The sequence below is a fragment of the Streptomyces sp. NPDC048383 genome (genome assembly GCF_040651775.1).
Lineage (GTDB): Bacteria > Actinomycetota > Actinomycetes > Streptomycetales > Streptomycetaceae > Streptomyces.
This window is the reverse complement of record NZ_JBEZKS010000001.1, coordinates 246,166-260,961: the sequence shown is the minus strand read 5'-3', so window position 1 is coordinate 260,961 and position 14,796 is coordinate 246,166. Positions and strand designations below refer to the sequence as shown.

The window sequence follows — 14,796 nt, the reverse complement described above, 5'->3', positions numbered from 1 at the left end:
CGGCCCCTCTCCACGGAGAGGGGCCGGGCCTGTTTCACGTGAAACGACGGAGACCCTGTCTCACGTGAACGGCTGAGGCCCCGTTTCACGTGAAACATGAGCCGACGGCACTCAGCGCAACTCCGCCGGCGGCGTCCGCTTGTCGTCCACCTTCTCCGTCCGCACCAGCTCGCCCCACACGATGTACCGGTACTTCGAGGTGTAGACGGGCGTGCAGGTGGTCAGCGTGATGAAGCGCCCGGGGGCCGTGCGGCCCGACTCCTTCGGGACCGGGCTGATGACGTCCACGTTGTACTTCGAGGTCTGCCGCAGCTCGGCGAAGACCTTGTACACGTACCAGGTGTCCCGGGTCTCGAAGACGATCGCGTCGCCGTTCTTCATCTTGTCGATGTTGTGGAACTTCGCCCCGTGCCCGTCACGGTGCGCGGCCAGCGAGAAGTTGCCCTTGGCATCCCAGGGCAGGGCGGACTTCACCGGCTCCGTGTAGTACCCGGCGACCCCGTCGTCCAGGGTGTCCGGTGCGGTACCCGGCTTGACCAGCACCTCGCCGTTCTTCATCGCCGGTACGTGCAGGAAGCCGATGCCGTCCCCGGTGTCGAGGGCGCCGGGTTCGGCGGGCGCGCCGGCGGCGGGCGGCGGGCTCTCCTGCCAGAGCTGGCGGATCTCGTCGCCGCGCGCCGAGGCCGCTCGGTCCGCGAGGACGTTCGTCCACCACAGCGAGTACGCCACGAACAGGGCCAGGACCAGGCCCGTCGTGATCAGGAGCTCCCCCAGCAGGCTCAGGAACCCGGCGATCACGCTGCGGTTTCGGGGCGGCGGTGCGGAGCGGCGGCGGGCACGAGACACTGCGGATTCGTCCTTACGGGCTGTTCAGCGCGGGCGGTGCGCCCTGACTGCGGGGGCGTTCTTCGGTCATCCTGCCCCATACGATCATCCGGTAGGTGCTCGTGAACTCGGGAGTGCAGGTCGTCAGTGTGATGTACCGGCCCGGGCCGGTGAATCCGGAGCCCTCGGGCACCGGCTTGATCACGGAGACGTTCGTCGGGGGAGTCTGCGGCAGGATCGAGGTCATCTCGTACGTGTAGAACGCGTCCCGCGTCTCCACGACGATCGGGTCCCCCGGCGCCAACCTGTTGATGAAGCGGAAGGGTTCGCCGTGCGTGTTCCGGTGGCCGGCCACCGCGAAGTTCCCCTGCGGGTCGGACGGCATCGCCGTCTTCAGCGCGCCCTCGCCGTAGTGCCCGACCATGCCCCGGTCCAGCACCTTCGGCTTGCTGATGCCCTCCGCGACCGGCACCTTCAGGTCCAGCTTCGGGACGTGCAGGATCGCGAACCCCTGCCCCGGTTCGAAGGCGGCCGGCGGGGGCGCGCTCCCGCCGGCCGTCGCCGGGTCCGGGGCGCGTTCCCAGGTCTGCCGCAGGGAGCCGGCGGCCCCGTTCGCGGTCCGCTGCGCCAGCAGGTTCGTGTACCAGAGCTGATAGGTGACGAACAGCAGCATCACCAGGCCGACGGTGATGAACAGCTCACCGACCGCCCGGCTCAGCACCACGACCGGCCCCCCGGAGCGTGGACGGCCGCGCCTGCGGCCCCGCCCGCCCCGGCGGCGCCCCCGTGCGTGCGAGCGCTTCGCGGCCTCCTGGGCGGCCTTGCGCCGCGCGGCCCGGCCCTCGGTGGGCGCGGACGGCGCGACCGTCGTCACGCGACGGCCTTGCCCACCACCGGGGCCAGCCCCACCGAGCGCTCGACGGCTCCCGCGTCCCCGCAGCGGACCAGCCAGTTCGCGAGCATCCGGTGCCCCCACTCGGTCAGGACCGATTCGGGATGGAACTGCACGCCCTCGACGTCGTGCTCCCGGTGCCGCAGGCCCATGATGATCCCGTCCTCGGTGCGCGCCGTGACCTCCAGCGCGTCGGGCAGGGTGAGGGGCTCGGCCGCGAGCGAGTGGTAGCGGGTTGCGGTGAAGGGGGAGGGCAGTCCGGCGAAGACGCCCAGGCCCTCGTGCACCACGGGCGAGGTCTTGCCGTGCAGCAGCTCGGGGGCCCGGCCGACGACGCCGCCGTAGGCGACGGCCATCGACTGCATGCCGAGGCAGACCCCGAACACCGGGACGCGGGTGTCGGCGCAGTGGCGGACCATGTCGACGCAGACGCCGGCCTCTTCCGGAGTGCCGGGTCCGGGGGAAAGGAGCACGCCGTCGAAGCCGTCCTGGGCGTGGGAGAGTTCGACCTCGTCGTTGCGCAGCACCTCGCATTCGGCGCCGAGCTGGTAGAGGTACTGGACCAGATTGAAGACAAAGCTGTCGTAGTTGTCGACAACCAGAATGCGCGCGCTCACGGAGTGGCTCCCGATCCCTCGTCCACCGTCACATCGTTGAACGGAAGGAGCGGCTCGGCCCACGGGAAGACGTACTGGAACAGCACGTACACCACCGCCAGGACCAGTACGAGTGAGATCAGCGCGCGCAGCCACGCATTGCCCGGCAGGTGCCGCCAGATCCAGCCGTACATTCCGTCCGCGTCCCTTTCGCTCCACGCACCGCGGGGGCGGTACCGCCACAGCCTAAAGGCAGCGGCCCCGCGGGGTGGGTCACCCGGACGATCCCCCTGCTCGGGCGGGCTCCGCGGAGCGGGTGTCCGTGAGTTCCGCCCAGACGACGAGACGGTGGCTGTGGCCCCACTCCGGCTCGCAGGTGGTCAGGGTGAGGTACTTGCCGGGCGCGGTGAAGGGGGACTTCTCCGGTACCGCGTCCACGACCCCCGTCTCGGTGGGCAGGACGCGCAGGGCGGGGGCGCGGACCGTGTACGTGTACCGGTGCGTGGCGTCCCGGACCTCCACGGTGTCCCCCGCCCGCAGCTTCGGGACGTCCTTGAACGGGTCTCCGTACGTCCGCCGGTGCCCGGCGACGGCGAAGTTGCCGGTTCCGCCGGGCAGGGCCGAGCCCGCGTAGTGGCCGAGGCCCTTCTTCAGCAGCTCGGGGTCCGTGCCCTCCAGGACGGGCTTGGTCCAGCCGGCGCCGAAGCGCGGGACGGTCATCTCGGCGAAGGCCCGGCCGCCCGTCGGAGGGGGCGCGGGGGGCGCGGTCGCGGCCGGGGCCGCGGCGGGTTCCCCGGGCCGCCGGGAGGGCGGGGACGGGGCCGAGGGAGCCCCCGGGGCCGCGGCGGCCCAGCCGGCGCGCAACCGGTCCCGTTCGCCGTCCATGGCGCGGTCGGCCTTCACCCCGGTCCACAGCAGCACGTAGGCGACGAAGAGGACGATGAGCGTGCCGACCGTCAGGCACACCTCGCTGAACGTCCGTACCACCAGGCGCAGTACGACGTCAGGGCGCGGCGGACTCCAGCGGCTTCGCATAGTGGAGGTCCACTGTGCCGGAGTAGCCGGGCAGTGTCAGCTTCTTCTCCTCGTCCACTTTCCAGCCCAGCCCGTAGGCGTTGACGTAGAGCTGGTAGTTCTGCAGCGCGGGGGAGTCCGCCAGGGCCTTGCGCAACGCGCCCGGGTCACCGACCGCCGACACCTTGTAGGGGGGCGAGTACACGCGGCCCTGCAGGATGAGGGTGTTGCCCACGCAGCGCACCGCGCTGGTGGAGATCAGCCGCTGTCCCATGACCTCGATGCCCTCGGCGCCACCGAGCCAGAGGGCGTTCACCACGGCCTGGAGGTCCTGCTGGTGGATAACGAGGTCGTTCGGCTGTGGTTCCGGCACGCCCGGGACGCGGGCCGTGGCGTTCGGCGGCGCGTCGTTCAGGGTGACGGTCAGACCCTTGCCGGAGAGCTCCTCGGTGCCCGAGGCTGTGCGCAGGGCGGCCAGCTTGGCGTCCTCGGCCTTGGTGCTGCCGTCGTCGCGGTCGGCGAGGGCGTCGACCTGGCGGCGCAGGGCCGCGGCGCTCCTCTCCAGCTCGGCGTTGTCGGCGCTGCGCTCGTGGATGAGGTCGGACAGCTTCAGCAGAGACGTGTCCGTGCGGATGTTCGTACCCTTGGACGTGTTGAAGCTGGTGACGAAAATGAGGCCGGCCAGGGCGAAAACGGCGGCCGTCAGCAGCCGGACCGATCCGGCCCGCATACGGGGACCCGCGGAGGAGTCGTCGGAATTGCTCAACGTACCCTTCTCCTTCAACGCCACAGGTCCACTACGCTAACGGACGCCCGGGGCAGGCAAGGTCCCCCAGCGCATCGACAGGAGAGCCCCTCGTGCCGAAGTCACGTATCCGCAAGAAGGACGACTACACCCCGCCGCCGGCGAAGCAGGCGCAAACGATCAGGCTGACGAACCGCAGCTGGGTCGCGCCGGTCATGCTGGCGTTCTTCCTCATCGGTCTCGCGTGGATCGTCGTCTTCTACGTGACCGATACCCAGCTGCCGGTCGAGGCCCTGGGCAACTGGAACATCGTGGTCGGTTTCGGCTTCATCGCAGCGGGGTTCGGCGTCTCCACGCAGTGGAAGTAGCACGCGTCCGGCGTCGGCCCGAGGCGCATCCGGCGCCGGAACGCAAGCTCTCCCCATGAGTTATCCACAGCGTCATCCACACCTGAGGAAAAGACAGAAGATCTGTGGATAACTCTGTGGAGAGTTGACGCCGGTGTGATCAGGTGAGTGCGGCCGTCCGGACCAGGACCACCGCCACCGCCAGTAGGAACACCGCCGCACACGTGCCCCACTGGATGAGTGTGCGCTTCCTGCCCGTGGCCGGGCCGAGCAGGCCCAGCGCCACCAGCGCACCGGTCACCAGCCCGCCGATGTGGGCCTGCCAGGACACCGACCAGCTGCCGCCGAACGGTACGAAGGTCACCACCAACATCAGCACCAGCGTGACCATCACCGGCCGCATCTCGTACCGCAGCCGGCGGGCGAGGACGACGGTGGCGCCGAGGAGTCCGCAGATGGCGCCCGAGGCGCCGAGCGTCGGGGTGTTCGGCGCGGTCAGCAGGTACACGAGCGCGCTGCCGCCGAGCCCGGACAGCAGGTAGAGCGCCAGGTAGCGGACGCGGCCCAGGGCCGCCTCCAGCGGGCCGCCGATCACCCACAGGGCCAGCATGTTGCCGATGATGTGCCACCACTCGACGTGCAGGAACGTCGAGGTCAGCAGCCGGTGGTACTGGCCGGTGGCGACCCCTTCGACGGGGGCTCCCCAGTACTCGACGTAGCGGCCCAGCAGCTCCAGCTGGATGGCCAGCCCCGGAACGAGGAACGCGGCGAGGAACACGGCCGCGTTGATCCCGATCAGGACCTTGGTGACGAGTACCGGATCGCCGGCGACGATCCCGCCCGCGACGGTGCGCGGGGTGTTGGCCGCGGCCGCGTGCCCCGTACCCGAGCCGCCGCGCACGCACTCGGGGCACTGGAAGCCCACCGAGGCGCTGATCATGCACTCCGGGCAGATGGGGCGCTCACAGCGGGCGCACGTGATGCCCGTGTCACGGTCCGGGTGGCGGTAGCAGCCCGGCAGACGGTCGGTGTCCATCGGTCCCCTCGATCGGCGGCGGGACAGCGGCGCCCCGCCGGTCCGGTACACAACCAGGACGGACGGGCGGGGCGGAAAGGTTCCCGGGAGGCGGGTCGGGGGAGCGGTCAGCCCTTGTCGAGGCTCGCGCCGCGCTTCTCGATGACGACGGACTGGATGATCACGTCGTCGACCGGCCGCTCGGTGCGCGGGTTGGTCGCGCCCGAGGCGATGTCGTCCACGACCTTGCGGCCCGCCGCGCTGCTGACCTCGCCGAAGATGGTGTGCTTGCGGGTCAGCCAGGCGGTCGGGGCGACCGTGATGAAGAACTGGGAGCCGTTGGTGCCCGGCCCGGCGTTGGCCATGGCGAGCAGGTAGGGCTTGGTGAAGGCAAGGTCCGGGTGGAACTCGTCGGCGAACTGGTAGCCGGGGCCGCCGGTGCCGTTGCCGAGCGGGTCGCCGCCCTGGATCATGAAGCCGCTGATGACGCGGTGGAAGACGGTGCCGTCGTAGAGCGGGGCCGTGGTCTTCTGGCCGTCCGTGGGTCGGGTCCACTCGCGGGCGCCCGTCGCGAGTTCCACGAAGTTGCGGACGGTCTTGGGGGCGAAGTTCGGCAGCAGCTCGATCTCGATGTCGCCGTGGTTGGTCTTCAGGGTGGCGTAGAGCTTCTCGGCCACGAGTCTGCCTTCCATAGTCATCACTGTCAGTCCCGATCCTCCCACGGAGGGCAGTGCCGTACAGAAATCCTCCACCCGTATGCCCTGTCACACATGCCCGGCGGCGTCAGGGCAGGCATGATCCGAGCAAGGGTGGAAAGGTGAACCGTGTCCGCCACCGAGGAGGAGAATCCCGTGACCCGCAAGGACAGCGTGCGCCTGGCCGCCGAAAGCGCCAGGGATACCGTCCGGCACGCAGCGGAAGTGGTGGCGCCGTACGCGGAAACCGCCAAGGACGCGGCTGTGCACTACGCACACGAGGCGAATGAGCGACTGGCGCCGATCATGTCGAACGCGGCCAACGAGGCCGCCCGGCAGGCCCGTACGACGTACGACAGCCATGTGCATCCACGCCTGAAGCAGGCGCGCACCCACGTACCGCCGGGCGTGGACCGGGCCGCGACGCAGGCCGTGGTCTCCACGCGCCACGCGGCGCGGCAGGCCGCCGACTACACCCAGCCGAGGATCGAGAGCGCCATCGCGGCCGCCACGCCCGTGGCGGAGGAGGCCGCTTCCCGGTCCACGGCCGCCTTCGCGGCGCTGCGCGGCCAGGTGTCGGCGAAGGAGGTCCAGAAGCTGGTGCGCCGCCACGAACGGCGCGCGAAGTGCGGTCGGGCGGCGCGCGGCGTCGCCCTGTTCGGCGTCGTGGCACTGGGCGCCTTCGCCGCCTGGAAGTGGTGGGACCGCCAGTCCAACCCGGACTGGCTCGTGGAGCCCCCGGCGGCCACTGAGCTGTCGGACCGCGACGCCGACCCGGCCGCTTTCGACGAGGAACTGGCGCAGAAGGAGCGCGAGGCGGGGGCCGACCCGGAGGGCACCCCCAACAAGCAGCTCTGACGAACGGTTCCGACGGCAGCGGCCCCCGCACGGGAGCGGCTCCGAGGAACGGCGGTACGCGAAGGGGCCCGGATCCACCAGGATCCGGGCCCCTTCGCGCGTCACGGCATCAGCCCGGGAGGGTGAGCACCATGCCCGGGTGGATGAGGTCCGGGTTGGGGCCGACGACGCCCCGGTTCATGGCGTAGAGCTCGCGCCAGCGGCCCTCGTTGCCGAGCTCGCGGCGGGCGATGGCGGACAGCGAGTCCCCGGCCCGGACCGTGTAGGTGCGCTTCTTCGCCGCCGCCGGCTTGGGCGCGGCCGCGGGCTTGGGAGACACCGGAACGGCCTTGTGCGCGGCCGAGGTCGGGCTGGGCGCCGCGGGGGCCCCGGGCGCGGTGCTCCTGGGCGGCGCCGCGGCGGACTTGGGCGTGCCCGGGGGCCGTGGCGCCACGGGCACCGCCTTGTGCGCGGCGGACGTCGGGCCGGGCGCGGCGTGCGTCGCGGCCGGCTTCGGCGGCGCGGCCGCGGCCATTCGGTCGGCGGCCGCCTTGGTGGCCGCCGCCGCGTCGGTGTACTTGGATCCGATGTCGGCCGGCGCGTTGGGCGCCGCGGGCGGGGAAGCCGCCGCGGACCGTTGTTCCACCTGTTCCCGCGTCTTCTCCGCCTCGTGTTCCTTCTTCTTGTCGGACTTCAGGAAATCGAAGAGTCCCATGTGCGTGCGCCTCCGGCGTGTGTGGCCCCCTGGCTCGGTGCCTGCCCCCACTCTCGGACACCCCGGGCCCGGCGGCCCTGCGACTGGGCCGTACGGGGGACACCCGCGGGCCCTTACTGACGGGCCCGGCGGGCCGGCCGCGGGCTCTCCGACGGGGTGCCCAGGGAGCCCCCGACGAGCAGCTTCAGCCCGCGCACGAGGGCTTCGCGGTCGGTCGCGGAGAGGGACCCGAGGGCCTCGGAATGCACCCGGTCGACGATCCGGGTGCTCTCGGCGGCGACGGCGGCACCCCGCTCGGTGACCGCGATGACCCGGGCCCGGCGGTCGGTGGCGGAGGGCCTGCGCTCGGCCAGTCCGGCCTGCTCCAGGGCGTCGACGGTGACGACCATCGTCGTCTTGTCCATGTCCCCGATCTCCGCGAGCTGGATCTGGGTGCGCTCCTCCTCCAGCGCGTGCACCAGGACGCAGTGCATCCGGGCGGTGAGGCCGATCTCGTCCAGGGCAGCGGCCATGCGGGTGCGCAGGACGTGGCTGGTGTGGTCCAGGAGGAAGGAGAGGTCGGGCTCGGTCCGGGTGGGCGCCATCGCTGTCATGGATCCAGGGTACAACTCGATCCGAAAAATATAGTCTGCAACGAAACTATCTGTTACGGTCACATCATTCGCCGAGCGCCGCACCGCCCCGCACACCCCGCGCCCCGTCCCGACTGGAGAGACCGATGCCCACCGCCATCGACGCCCGCACCACCCCCGCCGCCCCACCCGCCGGCGGCCTCCGCTCCCGCTGGACCGCCCTCGCCGTGCTCTCCACCGGCATGCTGATGACGATCCTCGACGGCAGCATCGTCACGGTGGCGATGCCCGCCATCCAGAGCGACCTGGGCTTCACCCCCGCCGGCCTCAGCTGGGTCGTGAACGCCTACCTGATCGCCTTCGGCAGTCTCCTGCTGCTGGCCGGCCGGCTCGGCGACCTGATGGGCCGCAAGCGGATGTTCCTCGCCGGCACCGCCGTCTTCACCGTCGCGTCCCTGCTCGCCGGCTTCGCGACCTCCCCCGGGATGCTGATCGCCGCCCGCTTCCTGCAGGGCGTGGGCAGTGCCATGGCCTCCGCCGTGAGCCTCGGCATCCTGGTCACCCTCTTCACCGAACCCCGCGAACGCGCCCGGGCCATCGCCGTCTTCTCCTTCACCGGAGCGGCCGGGGCCTCGCTCGGCCAGGTCCTCGGCGGAGTGCTCACCGACGCCCTCGACTGGCACTGGATCTTCTTCATCAACCTGCCCATCGGGGCCGCCGCGCTCGCCCTGGCCCTGCCCGCGCTGCCCTCCGTACGGGGCCTGGGGCTGCGCGCCGGAGCCGACGTACTGGGCGCCGTGCTGGTCACCTCGGGGCTGATGACGGGGATCTACGCCGTCGTCAAGGTCGAGGAGTACGGCTGGACCTCCGCGCACACCCTCGGGCTCGGGGCCCTCGCGGCCGCCCTGCTGGCCGGCTTCGTCGTGCGCCAGGCCAGGACCGCGAACCCGCTGATGCCGTTGCGGATCTTCCGCTCCCGCACCGTGACCGGTGCGAACCTGGTGCAGATGCTGATGGTGGCCGCGCTCTTCTCCTTCCAGATCCTGGTCGCCCTCCACCTCCAGCGGGTCCAGGGCTACGGCGCGGCCGAGACCGGCCTCGCGATGCTGCCCGCCGCCCTGGCCATCGGCGCCGTGTCCCTCGGCGTCTCGGCGCGACTGAACGCCCGCTTCGGCGAGCGGGCCGTCCTGCTCGCGGGGCTCGCCCTGCTCGTCGTCGGACTCGCCCTGCTCACCCGACTCCCGGTCGACGCCGACTACGTCACCGACCTGCTGCCGGTGATGCTGCTGGCCTCCGGCTTCGGCCTGGCCCTGCCGGCGCTCACCACCCTGGGGATGTCCGGCGCGGGCGAGGAGGACGCCGGCCTCGCGTCGGGTCTGTTCAACACCACCCAGCAGATCGGCATGGCCCTCGGGGTCGCCGTCCTCTCCACCCTGGCCGCCTCCCGCACCGAGGCCCTGACGGCCTCCGGACACGGCCCCGCCGAAGCCCTGACCGGTGGCTACCACCTCGGCTTCGCCGTCGGCGCCGGCCTGCTGATCGTCGCCACGGCCCTCGCGGCCGGCCTCCTGCGCACGGACCGACGCTCCTGAGCCCCGCTCGGCGCCGCCCCCGAACAGGGCCACTGAACAGGGCCGCAACCAGGCCCCGTTCGGCCCGTACGAGCCCGGAGCCGCCCGGGGTCGCCGTACGAAAAAAGGTCCCCTGACCAGCGTTTCCGCAGGTCAGGGGACCTTTTACACGTGGAGCCTAGGAGATTCGAACTCCTGACATCTGCCTTGCAAAGGCAGCGCTCTACCAACTGAGCTAAGGCCCCGTGAGGGGGTACGCGCCGCTCCCCCGGAAGGGAGAGGTCGTTCCGCAGGACAGAGTACCCGGTGTACCCCCTCATCCCGCAAAATGATAGGGACTCCCGCCCCGCGAGCACGCTCCGTAAGATGCTCGCGAGGTTCGCACCAGCGAAGGGGAGTAGTAAGAGTGGACGCAGTACAGCAAGAGGCCACGGCCAGAGCCAGGGAGCTTCAGCGCAGTTGGTACGGGGAGCCGCTGGGCGCGCTGTTCCGACGGCTCATAGATGACCTCGGACTCAACCAGGCCCGCCTCGCTGCCGTCCTCGGCCTGTCGGCGCCGATGCTGTCCCAGCTGATGAGCGGCCAGCGCGCCAAGATCGGCAATCCGGCCGTCGTCCAGCGGGTCCAGGCCCTCCAGGACCTCGCCGGCCAGGTGGCGGACGGAAGCGTCAGCGCGGCGGAGGCCACGGACCGGATGGACGAGATCAAGAACACCCAGGGAGGCTCCGTCCTCAGCAACAGCGGTCAGACCACGACGAGTTCCGGGGCTCCGACCGTCAAGCGCGTCGTCCGCGAGATCCAGTCGCTGCTGCGCTCGGTCTCGGCGGCCGGCGACATCATCGACGCGGCGGACACCCTCGCCCCCAGCCATCCGGAACTGGCAGAGTTCCTCCGGGTGTACGGCGCGGGCCGCACCGCGGAGGCGGTGGCCCACTACGAGGCCCACCAGAACTGACGCACGACGATGACGGGGGACGGGCACAGCGATGGGTGAGGTCTTCGCCGGCCGGTACGAACTGGTCGATCCGATCGGACGCGGTGGTGCGGGCGCCGTCTGGCGGGCATGGGACCACCGGCGGCGCCGCTACGTCGCCGCGAAGGTGTTGCTGCAGAGCGACGCCCACACCCTGCTGCGGTTCGTGCGCGAGCAGGCGCTGCGCATCGACCACCCGCACGTGCTGGCCCCCGCCAGCTGGGCGGCGGACGACGACAAGGTCCTGTTCACCATGGACCTCGTCGGCGGCGGCTCCCTCGCCCATGTGATCGGGGACTACGGCCCGTTGCCGCCCCGCTTCGTGTGCGCGCTGCTCGACCAGCTCCTGTCGGGGCTGGCGGCGGTGCACGCGGAGGGCGTCGTCCACCGCGACATCAAACCGGCCAACATCCTGATGGAGGCCACCGGAACCGGGCGGCCGCACCTGCGGCTGTCCGACTTCGGCATCTCGATGCGCAAGGGCGAGCCCCGGCTGACCGAGACCAACTACGTGGTCGGCACGCCGGGTTACTTCGCCCCGGAACAACTCATGGGTGCCGAACCCGACTTCCCCGCCGACCTCTACGCGGTCGGACTGGTCGCCCTGTACCTGTTGCGGGGCCGCAAGCCCGATTCCCAGGCCCTGGTCGAACACTTCCTGGCCCACGGCACCCCGGACGCCCCCGAGGGCGTCCCCGTGCCGCTGTGGGACGTCATCGCGAACCTCCTGCAACCCGACCCCCAGACGCGGTTCCGGACGGCCACGGGGGCCCGCAAGGCCCTCGCCGGAGCCGTCGAGCTGCTGCCGGCGCCCTCCCCCGAGTCGGACCCGGTGGAGGTGTTCGACCAACTCGGCCCGCTCCCGGCCGGTTTCGACCCCCAGGGCCCCCGGACCCCCCGGACCTCCCAGTCGGGCCAGGCCCCCCAGCCCCCCGCCGGCGTCACGAGCACCGACCCCACCGGCACCACGGCCCCCGCAGCCCCCACGGGCCCCCTGGCCGCGCCGGAGCCGTACGCCGCGCCCGCCACTCCCCCCGGCTCCGCAGCGGGCCCCACGGCCGATCCGGGCCCCGCCACGGCCCCGACGGCGGGCTCCTTCGGCGGCGCGCCCACCCGGGCCGACGATCCGCGCGGTACGCCCCCGGTCGCCGCCACCGCCGGCTTCGGACCCCCGCCCGGCTACGGGCCCTCGGAGACGGGCAGCTTCCACCTGCCGCCGCCGGTCCACCCGGGCTCGCCGGCCGAGCCGGCCACCACCCCGCACCCGGCCCCCGTACCGGCCCGCCGGAGCGGCATCGCCCCGCCTCCGACGAAGGTCACCGCCGGCATCCTCACGGCGGCGCTGCTCTGCTTCGCCCTGGGCATCTGGGCCCTCACCCAGGTCTGACCCCGGGCGCCGGACACCGGACACCGGCACCGGCACCCCGGTGCCCGTACGGCCGCCCTCAGACCGCCCTGCGCGCCCCGCCCCGCCGCGCCAGCAGCGTCCACGCGCCGAGCACCAGGAGCAGTACCGTCCCGGTCCCGAAGCCCGCGCCCGCCACGATCCGCATCACGGAGCGGTCGCCCTCGGCCGCGGCGGCCTCGGGAGCGGTGAGCCCCTCCTTCGCGGCGGTCCGGTCGGCGCCGCCGACCCCGAACCCGGCCGCGGTGAGGCTCTCCTTGTACGCGGGTCCCGAGCCCGGGGTACCCGTCACCTCCAGCCGCAGCGTCAGCGGCACCGGTGTGGCGTCCTCGGTGAACTCCCCCACCTTGCCGCCCATCGTGACGGCGAGGTAGTACCAGCCGGCCAGCCGCACGGGCCGCTGCTCGGCGCCGTCTGCGAAACGGTTCTCGTACGCCACCGGCGCGGTCTTCGGCAGCGTGACGGCCGCCTGCTTGCCGTCGTAGGAGGTGTCCTCGGAGTGCACGAGGGCGCGGTAGGGCGTGTACAGCGACACGGTGAGCCCGTTGGAGGCGGAGCCGTACTGCTTCGTCATCCTGGCCGCCGCGATCTCCGCGCCGACCCCCAGCTGTTGCCCCCAGTCCAGCGGCACCCGGTAGAAGCGCGTCTGCCCGGGCCGCAGGTCGTCGCGCCACACCCCGGAGTCCAGCGCCCGGGCGTCGTTGAAGCCGGTGCCGCCGCTACGGGCGACGGGGTCCGTACCGGGCAGCGTCGGCGCCGCCGAGGGCCAGACACTGGCGGCGGCGCTCGGCGCGGTCCCGGCGACGGGCGCCGGCTCGCGCTGGACCCGGATCTCCACCGGCCACGCGGCCCGGTCGGAGTCCTTCGCCGCGGACCGGGTGAGCTTCGCGTAGTAGGTCCCCCCGGCCTGGCAGTCGGCGTCCTCCTCCAGCCGCCGGGAGCCGACCGCCGCGATGGGCACCGCGTCGTAACCGAAGGAGATCCGGCCGGGGTTGGCGGGACAGGCCTTGCCGCCGGCGGTCATGACCTCGACCTCCAACCCGTCGCTGTAGCCCACCTTGGCGCCGGCGGGCGGGCGCAGCACCGCGGAGACGTACACGGTGGAGGTGCTGTCGAGGCCGAGCCGGTAGACGCGTTCGCCGGGCGCGAGGGTGTCCTCGTAGACCGCGCCGACGTCGAGCAGCGGGGCGTCCGCCGTGGAGGGCTTGCCCGCGACGGGGGTGGCGCCGTCAGCCGGTCGGTACTGCGGCAGCGGCGGCGGGGATCCGGGGCCGGCCGCGTACGCGGCTCCCGGCAGCCAGGCCAGCAACCCGAGGGCCGTCGCCCCGGCCAGCAGCGTCTTCCGCACGCGCACCATCAAGCCCACCCCGAGTTTGCTCACGCAAGTCAAAACTTTGCATACTGGAACAATTGCTCACAGCGCAGCACGAAGCCCCGGCAGCAGCGGCAGCCGGGGCTTCATGAGATCAACCGTGGGTCTCACACACCGGAACCAGAGGGCACGGAGTCAGTTGCCTCCGTCCACAGGTCCTGCTCGGCGCGATCCGCCTGGATCTGGCGGTACACGAGGAGCCCGCCGATGGCGGCCAGTGCGACCAGGAGCAGCTTCTTCACCGCGCGACCTCGTCCTTCGTTGACGTTGGGGACTTCTGGCCGCCAACAATACACACCGACCGATATCCGACCGGTGCCCGTCGGCCGACACCCGACCCCTCCACCGACCCAACGAAGAAGGACCCCCGGGCCGAGGCCCGGGGGTCCTTCTTCACTGTGGGGCTAACAGGATTTGAACCTGTGGCCTCATCCTTATCAGGGATGCGCTCTAACCAACTGAGCTATAGCCCCATCCGCGCCGCGCGCTGACTCCTGAAGATTAGCGCACGGAGCGGGTCGAGCCAAAATCCGTTCCCGCCGGCCTCCCCGCGGGCTTCCCCGCAGGTCAGTCAGTGGGTCGATCAGCAGGTCATTCGTCCTCGGCCAGCGTGAGTTCCACGCCGCCCACGAAGCCCGCCGACAGGTTGTAGATGAACGAGCCCAGCGTGGCCAGTGCCGTCATCAGCACCACGTCGATCACCGAGATGACCGACGTGAAGATCAGCACCCGCGGCAGCGACAGGAACGACTGGAGGTCGAACCCGTTGCTCTCGTTCGATCCGGTCGCCTCGCTGATCGTGCCGCCGACGGTCGAGAAGATGCCCATGGCATCCATGACCATCCACAGCACGGCCGCCGCCACGATCGTGCACACGCCCAGCGCGATCGACAGCAGGAAACTGACCTTCATCACCGACCACGGGTCCGCCTTGGCGACCCTCAGCCGCGCCTTGCGCGTCCTCGGTGCCGTACGGACTCCCGGCCGGGCTCCGCGCTGCGCACCGGGGCCCGCCGGCGCCGCGTAGGCCTGCGGGGGCTGGTACGGCTGGCCGTCACGGTCCTGGCCCTTGTCCGTCGGTGCCTTCGGCTGGGCCTTGGACTGAGCCTTCGACTTAGGTTCTCGGGTGTCCGTCACGGTTCCCCCCTGGGAGTCCGCGGCGGGGCCACGGGCACCGTTCGCTCCAGTTTTGGCCGGTCCGGCGCCCGTGGCTCCACTCACG

17 protein-coding genes, 2 tRNA genes and 1 pseudogene are annotated in these 14,796 nt (G+C 71.7%); 5 read left to right on the top strand and 15 right to left on the bottom strand.

The features are described 5' to 3' along the window. Window positions 1-111 precede the first annotated feature (111 nt). From AB0D46_RS01260 to AB0D46_RS01235, 6 genes and pseudogenes are all read right to left on the bottom strand, one after another. Entirely contained in the window at window positions 112-846 is a 735-nt protein-coding gene (locus AB0D46_RS01260) for a class E sortase (RefSeq protein WP_362875160.1), read from the bottom strand. Between the two features lie 13 nt (window positions 847-859). Then, window positions 860-1,675 (bottom strand): annotated as a pseudogene (locus AB0D46_RS01255) (class E sortase); the annotation flags it as partial. A 20-nt stretch (window positions 1,676-1,695) separates the two neighbouring features. Further along, a complete protein-coding gene (locus tag AB0D46_RS01250) occupies window positions 1,696-2,334 on the bottom strand; it encodes an aminodeoxychorismate/anthranilate synthase component II (RefSeq protein ID WP_362875159.1) in 639 nt (212 codons plus the stop codon). Further along, window positions 2,331-2,507, bottom strand: coding sequence for a hypothetical protein (locus AB0D46_RS01245; protein ID WP_362875158.1), 177 nt, complete (start codon window positions 2,505-2,507; stop codon window positions 2,331-2,333). Before AB0D46_RS01245 ends, AB0D46_RS01250 begins: the two co-directional genes overlap by 4 nt. A gap of 79 nt (window positions 2,508-2,586) precedes the next feature. Continuing rightward, window positions 2,587-3,348, bottom strand: a complete 762-nt coding sequence (locus AB0D46_RS01240; protein WP_362875157.1) for a class E sortase — start codon at window positions 3,346-3,348, stop codon at window positions 2,587-2,589. Continuing rightward, entirely contained in the window at window positions 3,317-4,093 is a 777-nt protein-coding gene (locus AB0D46_RS01235) for a DUF881 domain-containing protein (protein WP_362875156.1), read from the bottom strand. Before AB0D46_RS01235 ends, AB0D46_RS01240 begins: the two co-directional genes overlap by 32 nt. Before the next feature lie 92 nt (window positions 4,094-4,185). On the opposite strand from AB0D46_RS01235, the gene crgA reads away from it, so the two are divergent. Next, window positions 4,186-4,440, top strand: a complete 255-nt coding sequence (crgA, locus tag AB0D46_RS01230; protein WP_030225155.1) for a cell division protein CrgA — start codon at window positions 4,186-4,188, stop codon at window positions 4,438-4,440. Window positions 4,441-4,579: 139 nt separating this feature from the next. On the opposite strand, the gene AB0D46_RS01225 is transcribed toward crgA, so the two are convergent. Both AB0D46_RS01225 and AB0D46_RS01220 read right to left on the bottom strand, forming a co-directional pair. Then, the gene (locus AB0D46_RS01225; protein ID WP_362875155.1) at window positions 4,580-5,455 is read right to left on the bottom strand and encodes a rhomboid family intramembrane serine protease; all 876 of its coding nucleotides are present in this window, start codon (window positions 5,453-5,455) and stop codon (window positions 4,580-4,582) included. A gap of 107 nt (window positions 5,456-5,562) precedes the next feature. Beyond that, entirely contained in the window at window positions 5,563-6,111 is a 549-nt protein-coding gene (locus tag AB0D46_RS01220; protein WP_362875461.1) for a peptidylprolyl isomerase, read from the bottom strand. A gap of 147 nt (window positions 6,112-6,258) precedes the next feature. Here AB0D46_RS01220 and AB0D46_RS01215 point away from each other — a divergent pair, with 147 nt between their 5' ends. Then, window positions 6,259-6,987: a DUF5324 family protein gene (locus tag AB0D46_RS01215; protein ID WP_362875154.1), complete on the top strand. Its 729-nt coding sequence runs from the start codon at window positions 6,259-6,261 to the stop codon at window positions 6,985-6,987. Window positions 6,988-7,096: 109 nt separating this feature from the next. Here AB0D46_RS01215 and AB0D46_RS01210 read toward each other — a convergent pair whose 3' ends face one another. Both AB0D46_RS01210 and AB0D46_RS01205 read right to left on the bottom strand, forming a co-directional pair. Next, a complete protein-coding gene (locus AB0D46_RS01210; protein ID WP_362875152.1) occupies window positions 7,097-7,681 on the bottom strand; it encodes a LysM domain-containing protein in 585 nt (194 codons plus the stop codon). A gap of 113 nt (window positions 7,682-7,794) precedes the next feature. After that, window positions 7,795-8,274 carry a MarR family transcriptional regulator gene (locus AB0D46_RS01205; RefSeq protein ID WP_362875151.1) on the bottom strand — a complete coding sequence of 160 codons (480 nt, stop codon included), beginning with the start codon at window positions 8,272-8,274 and terminating at the stop codon, window positions 7,795-7,797. Window positions 8,275-8,399: 125 nt separating this feature from the next. Here AB0D46_RS01205 and AB0D46_RS01200 point away from each other — a divergent pair, with 125 nt between their 5' ends. Beyond that, on the top strand, window positions 8,400-9,845 hold the full coding sequence (locus AB0D46_RS01200) for an MFS transporter (RefSeq protein WP_362875150.1): 1,446 nt from the start codon (window positions 8,400-8,402) through the stop codon (window positions 9,843-9,845). A 151-nt stretch (window positions 9,846-9,996) separates the two neighbouring features. Here AB0D46_RS01200 and AB0D46_RS01195 read toward each other — a convergent pair. Continuing rightward, window positions 9,997-10,069, bottom strand: a tRNA-Ala gene (locus AB0D46_RS01195). A gap of 161 nt (window positions 10,070-10,230) precedes the next feature. On the opposite strand from AB0D46_RS01195, the gene AB0D46_RS01190 reads away from it, so the two are divergent. Beyond that, window positions 10,231-10,779: a DNA-binding protein gene (locus AB0D46_RS01190; protein ID WP_362875149.1), complete on the top strand. Its 549-nt coding sequence runs from the start codon at window positions 10,231-10,233 to the stop codon at window positions 10,777-10,779. Window positions 10,780-10,810: 31 nt separating this feature from the next. Beyond that, entirely contained in the window at window positions 10,811-12,184 is a 1,374-nt protein-coding gene (locus tag AB0D46_RS01185; protein ID WP_362875148.1) for a protein kinase, read from the top strand. A 58-nt stretch (window positions 12,185-12,242) separates the two neighbouring features. On the opposite strand, the gene AB0D46_RS01180 is transcribed toward AB0D46_RS01185, so the two are convergent. The 4 genes from AB0D46_RS01180 to AB0D46_RS01165 all read right to left on the bottom strand — a co-directional run bounded on the left by AB0D46_RS01180 (window position 12,243) and on the right by AB0D46_RS01165 (window position 14,795). Beyond that, window positions 12,243-13,559 (bottom strand): hypothetical protein, encoded by a 1,317-nt coding sequence (locus tag AB0D46_RS01180; RefSeq protein WP_362875147.1) that lies wholly within the window; start codon window positions 13,557-13,559, stop codon window positions 12,243-12,245. A gap of 122 nt (window positions 13,560-13,681) precedes the next feature. Continuing rightward, a complete protein-coding gene (locus AB0D46_RS01175) occupies window positions 13,682-13,816 on the bottom strand; it encodes a DLW-39 family protein (protein ID WP_208809277.1) in 135 nt (44 codons plus the stop codon). 157 nt (window positions 13,817-13,973) lie between these two features. Beyond that, window positions 13,974-14,047 (bottom strand) — tRNA-Ile (locus AB0D46_RS01170). Between the two features lie 118 nt (window positions 14,048-14,165). Continuing rightward, entirely contained in the window at window positions 14,166-14,795 is a 630-nt protein-coding gene (locus AB0D46_RS01165) for a DUF3566 domain-containing protein (RefSeq protein WP_362875145.1), read from the bottom strand. Window position 14,796 lies beyond the last annotated feature (1 nt).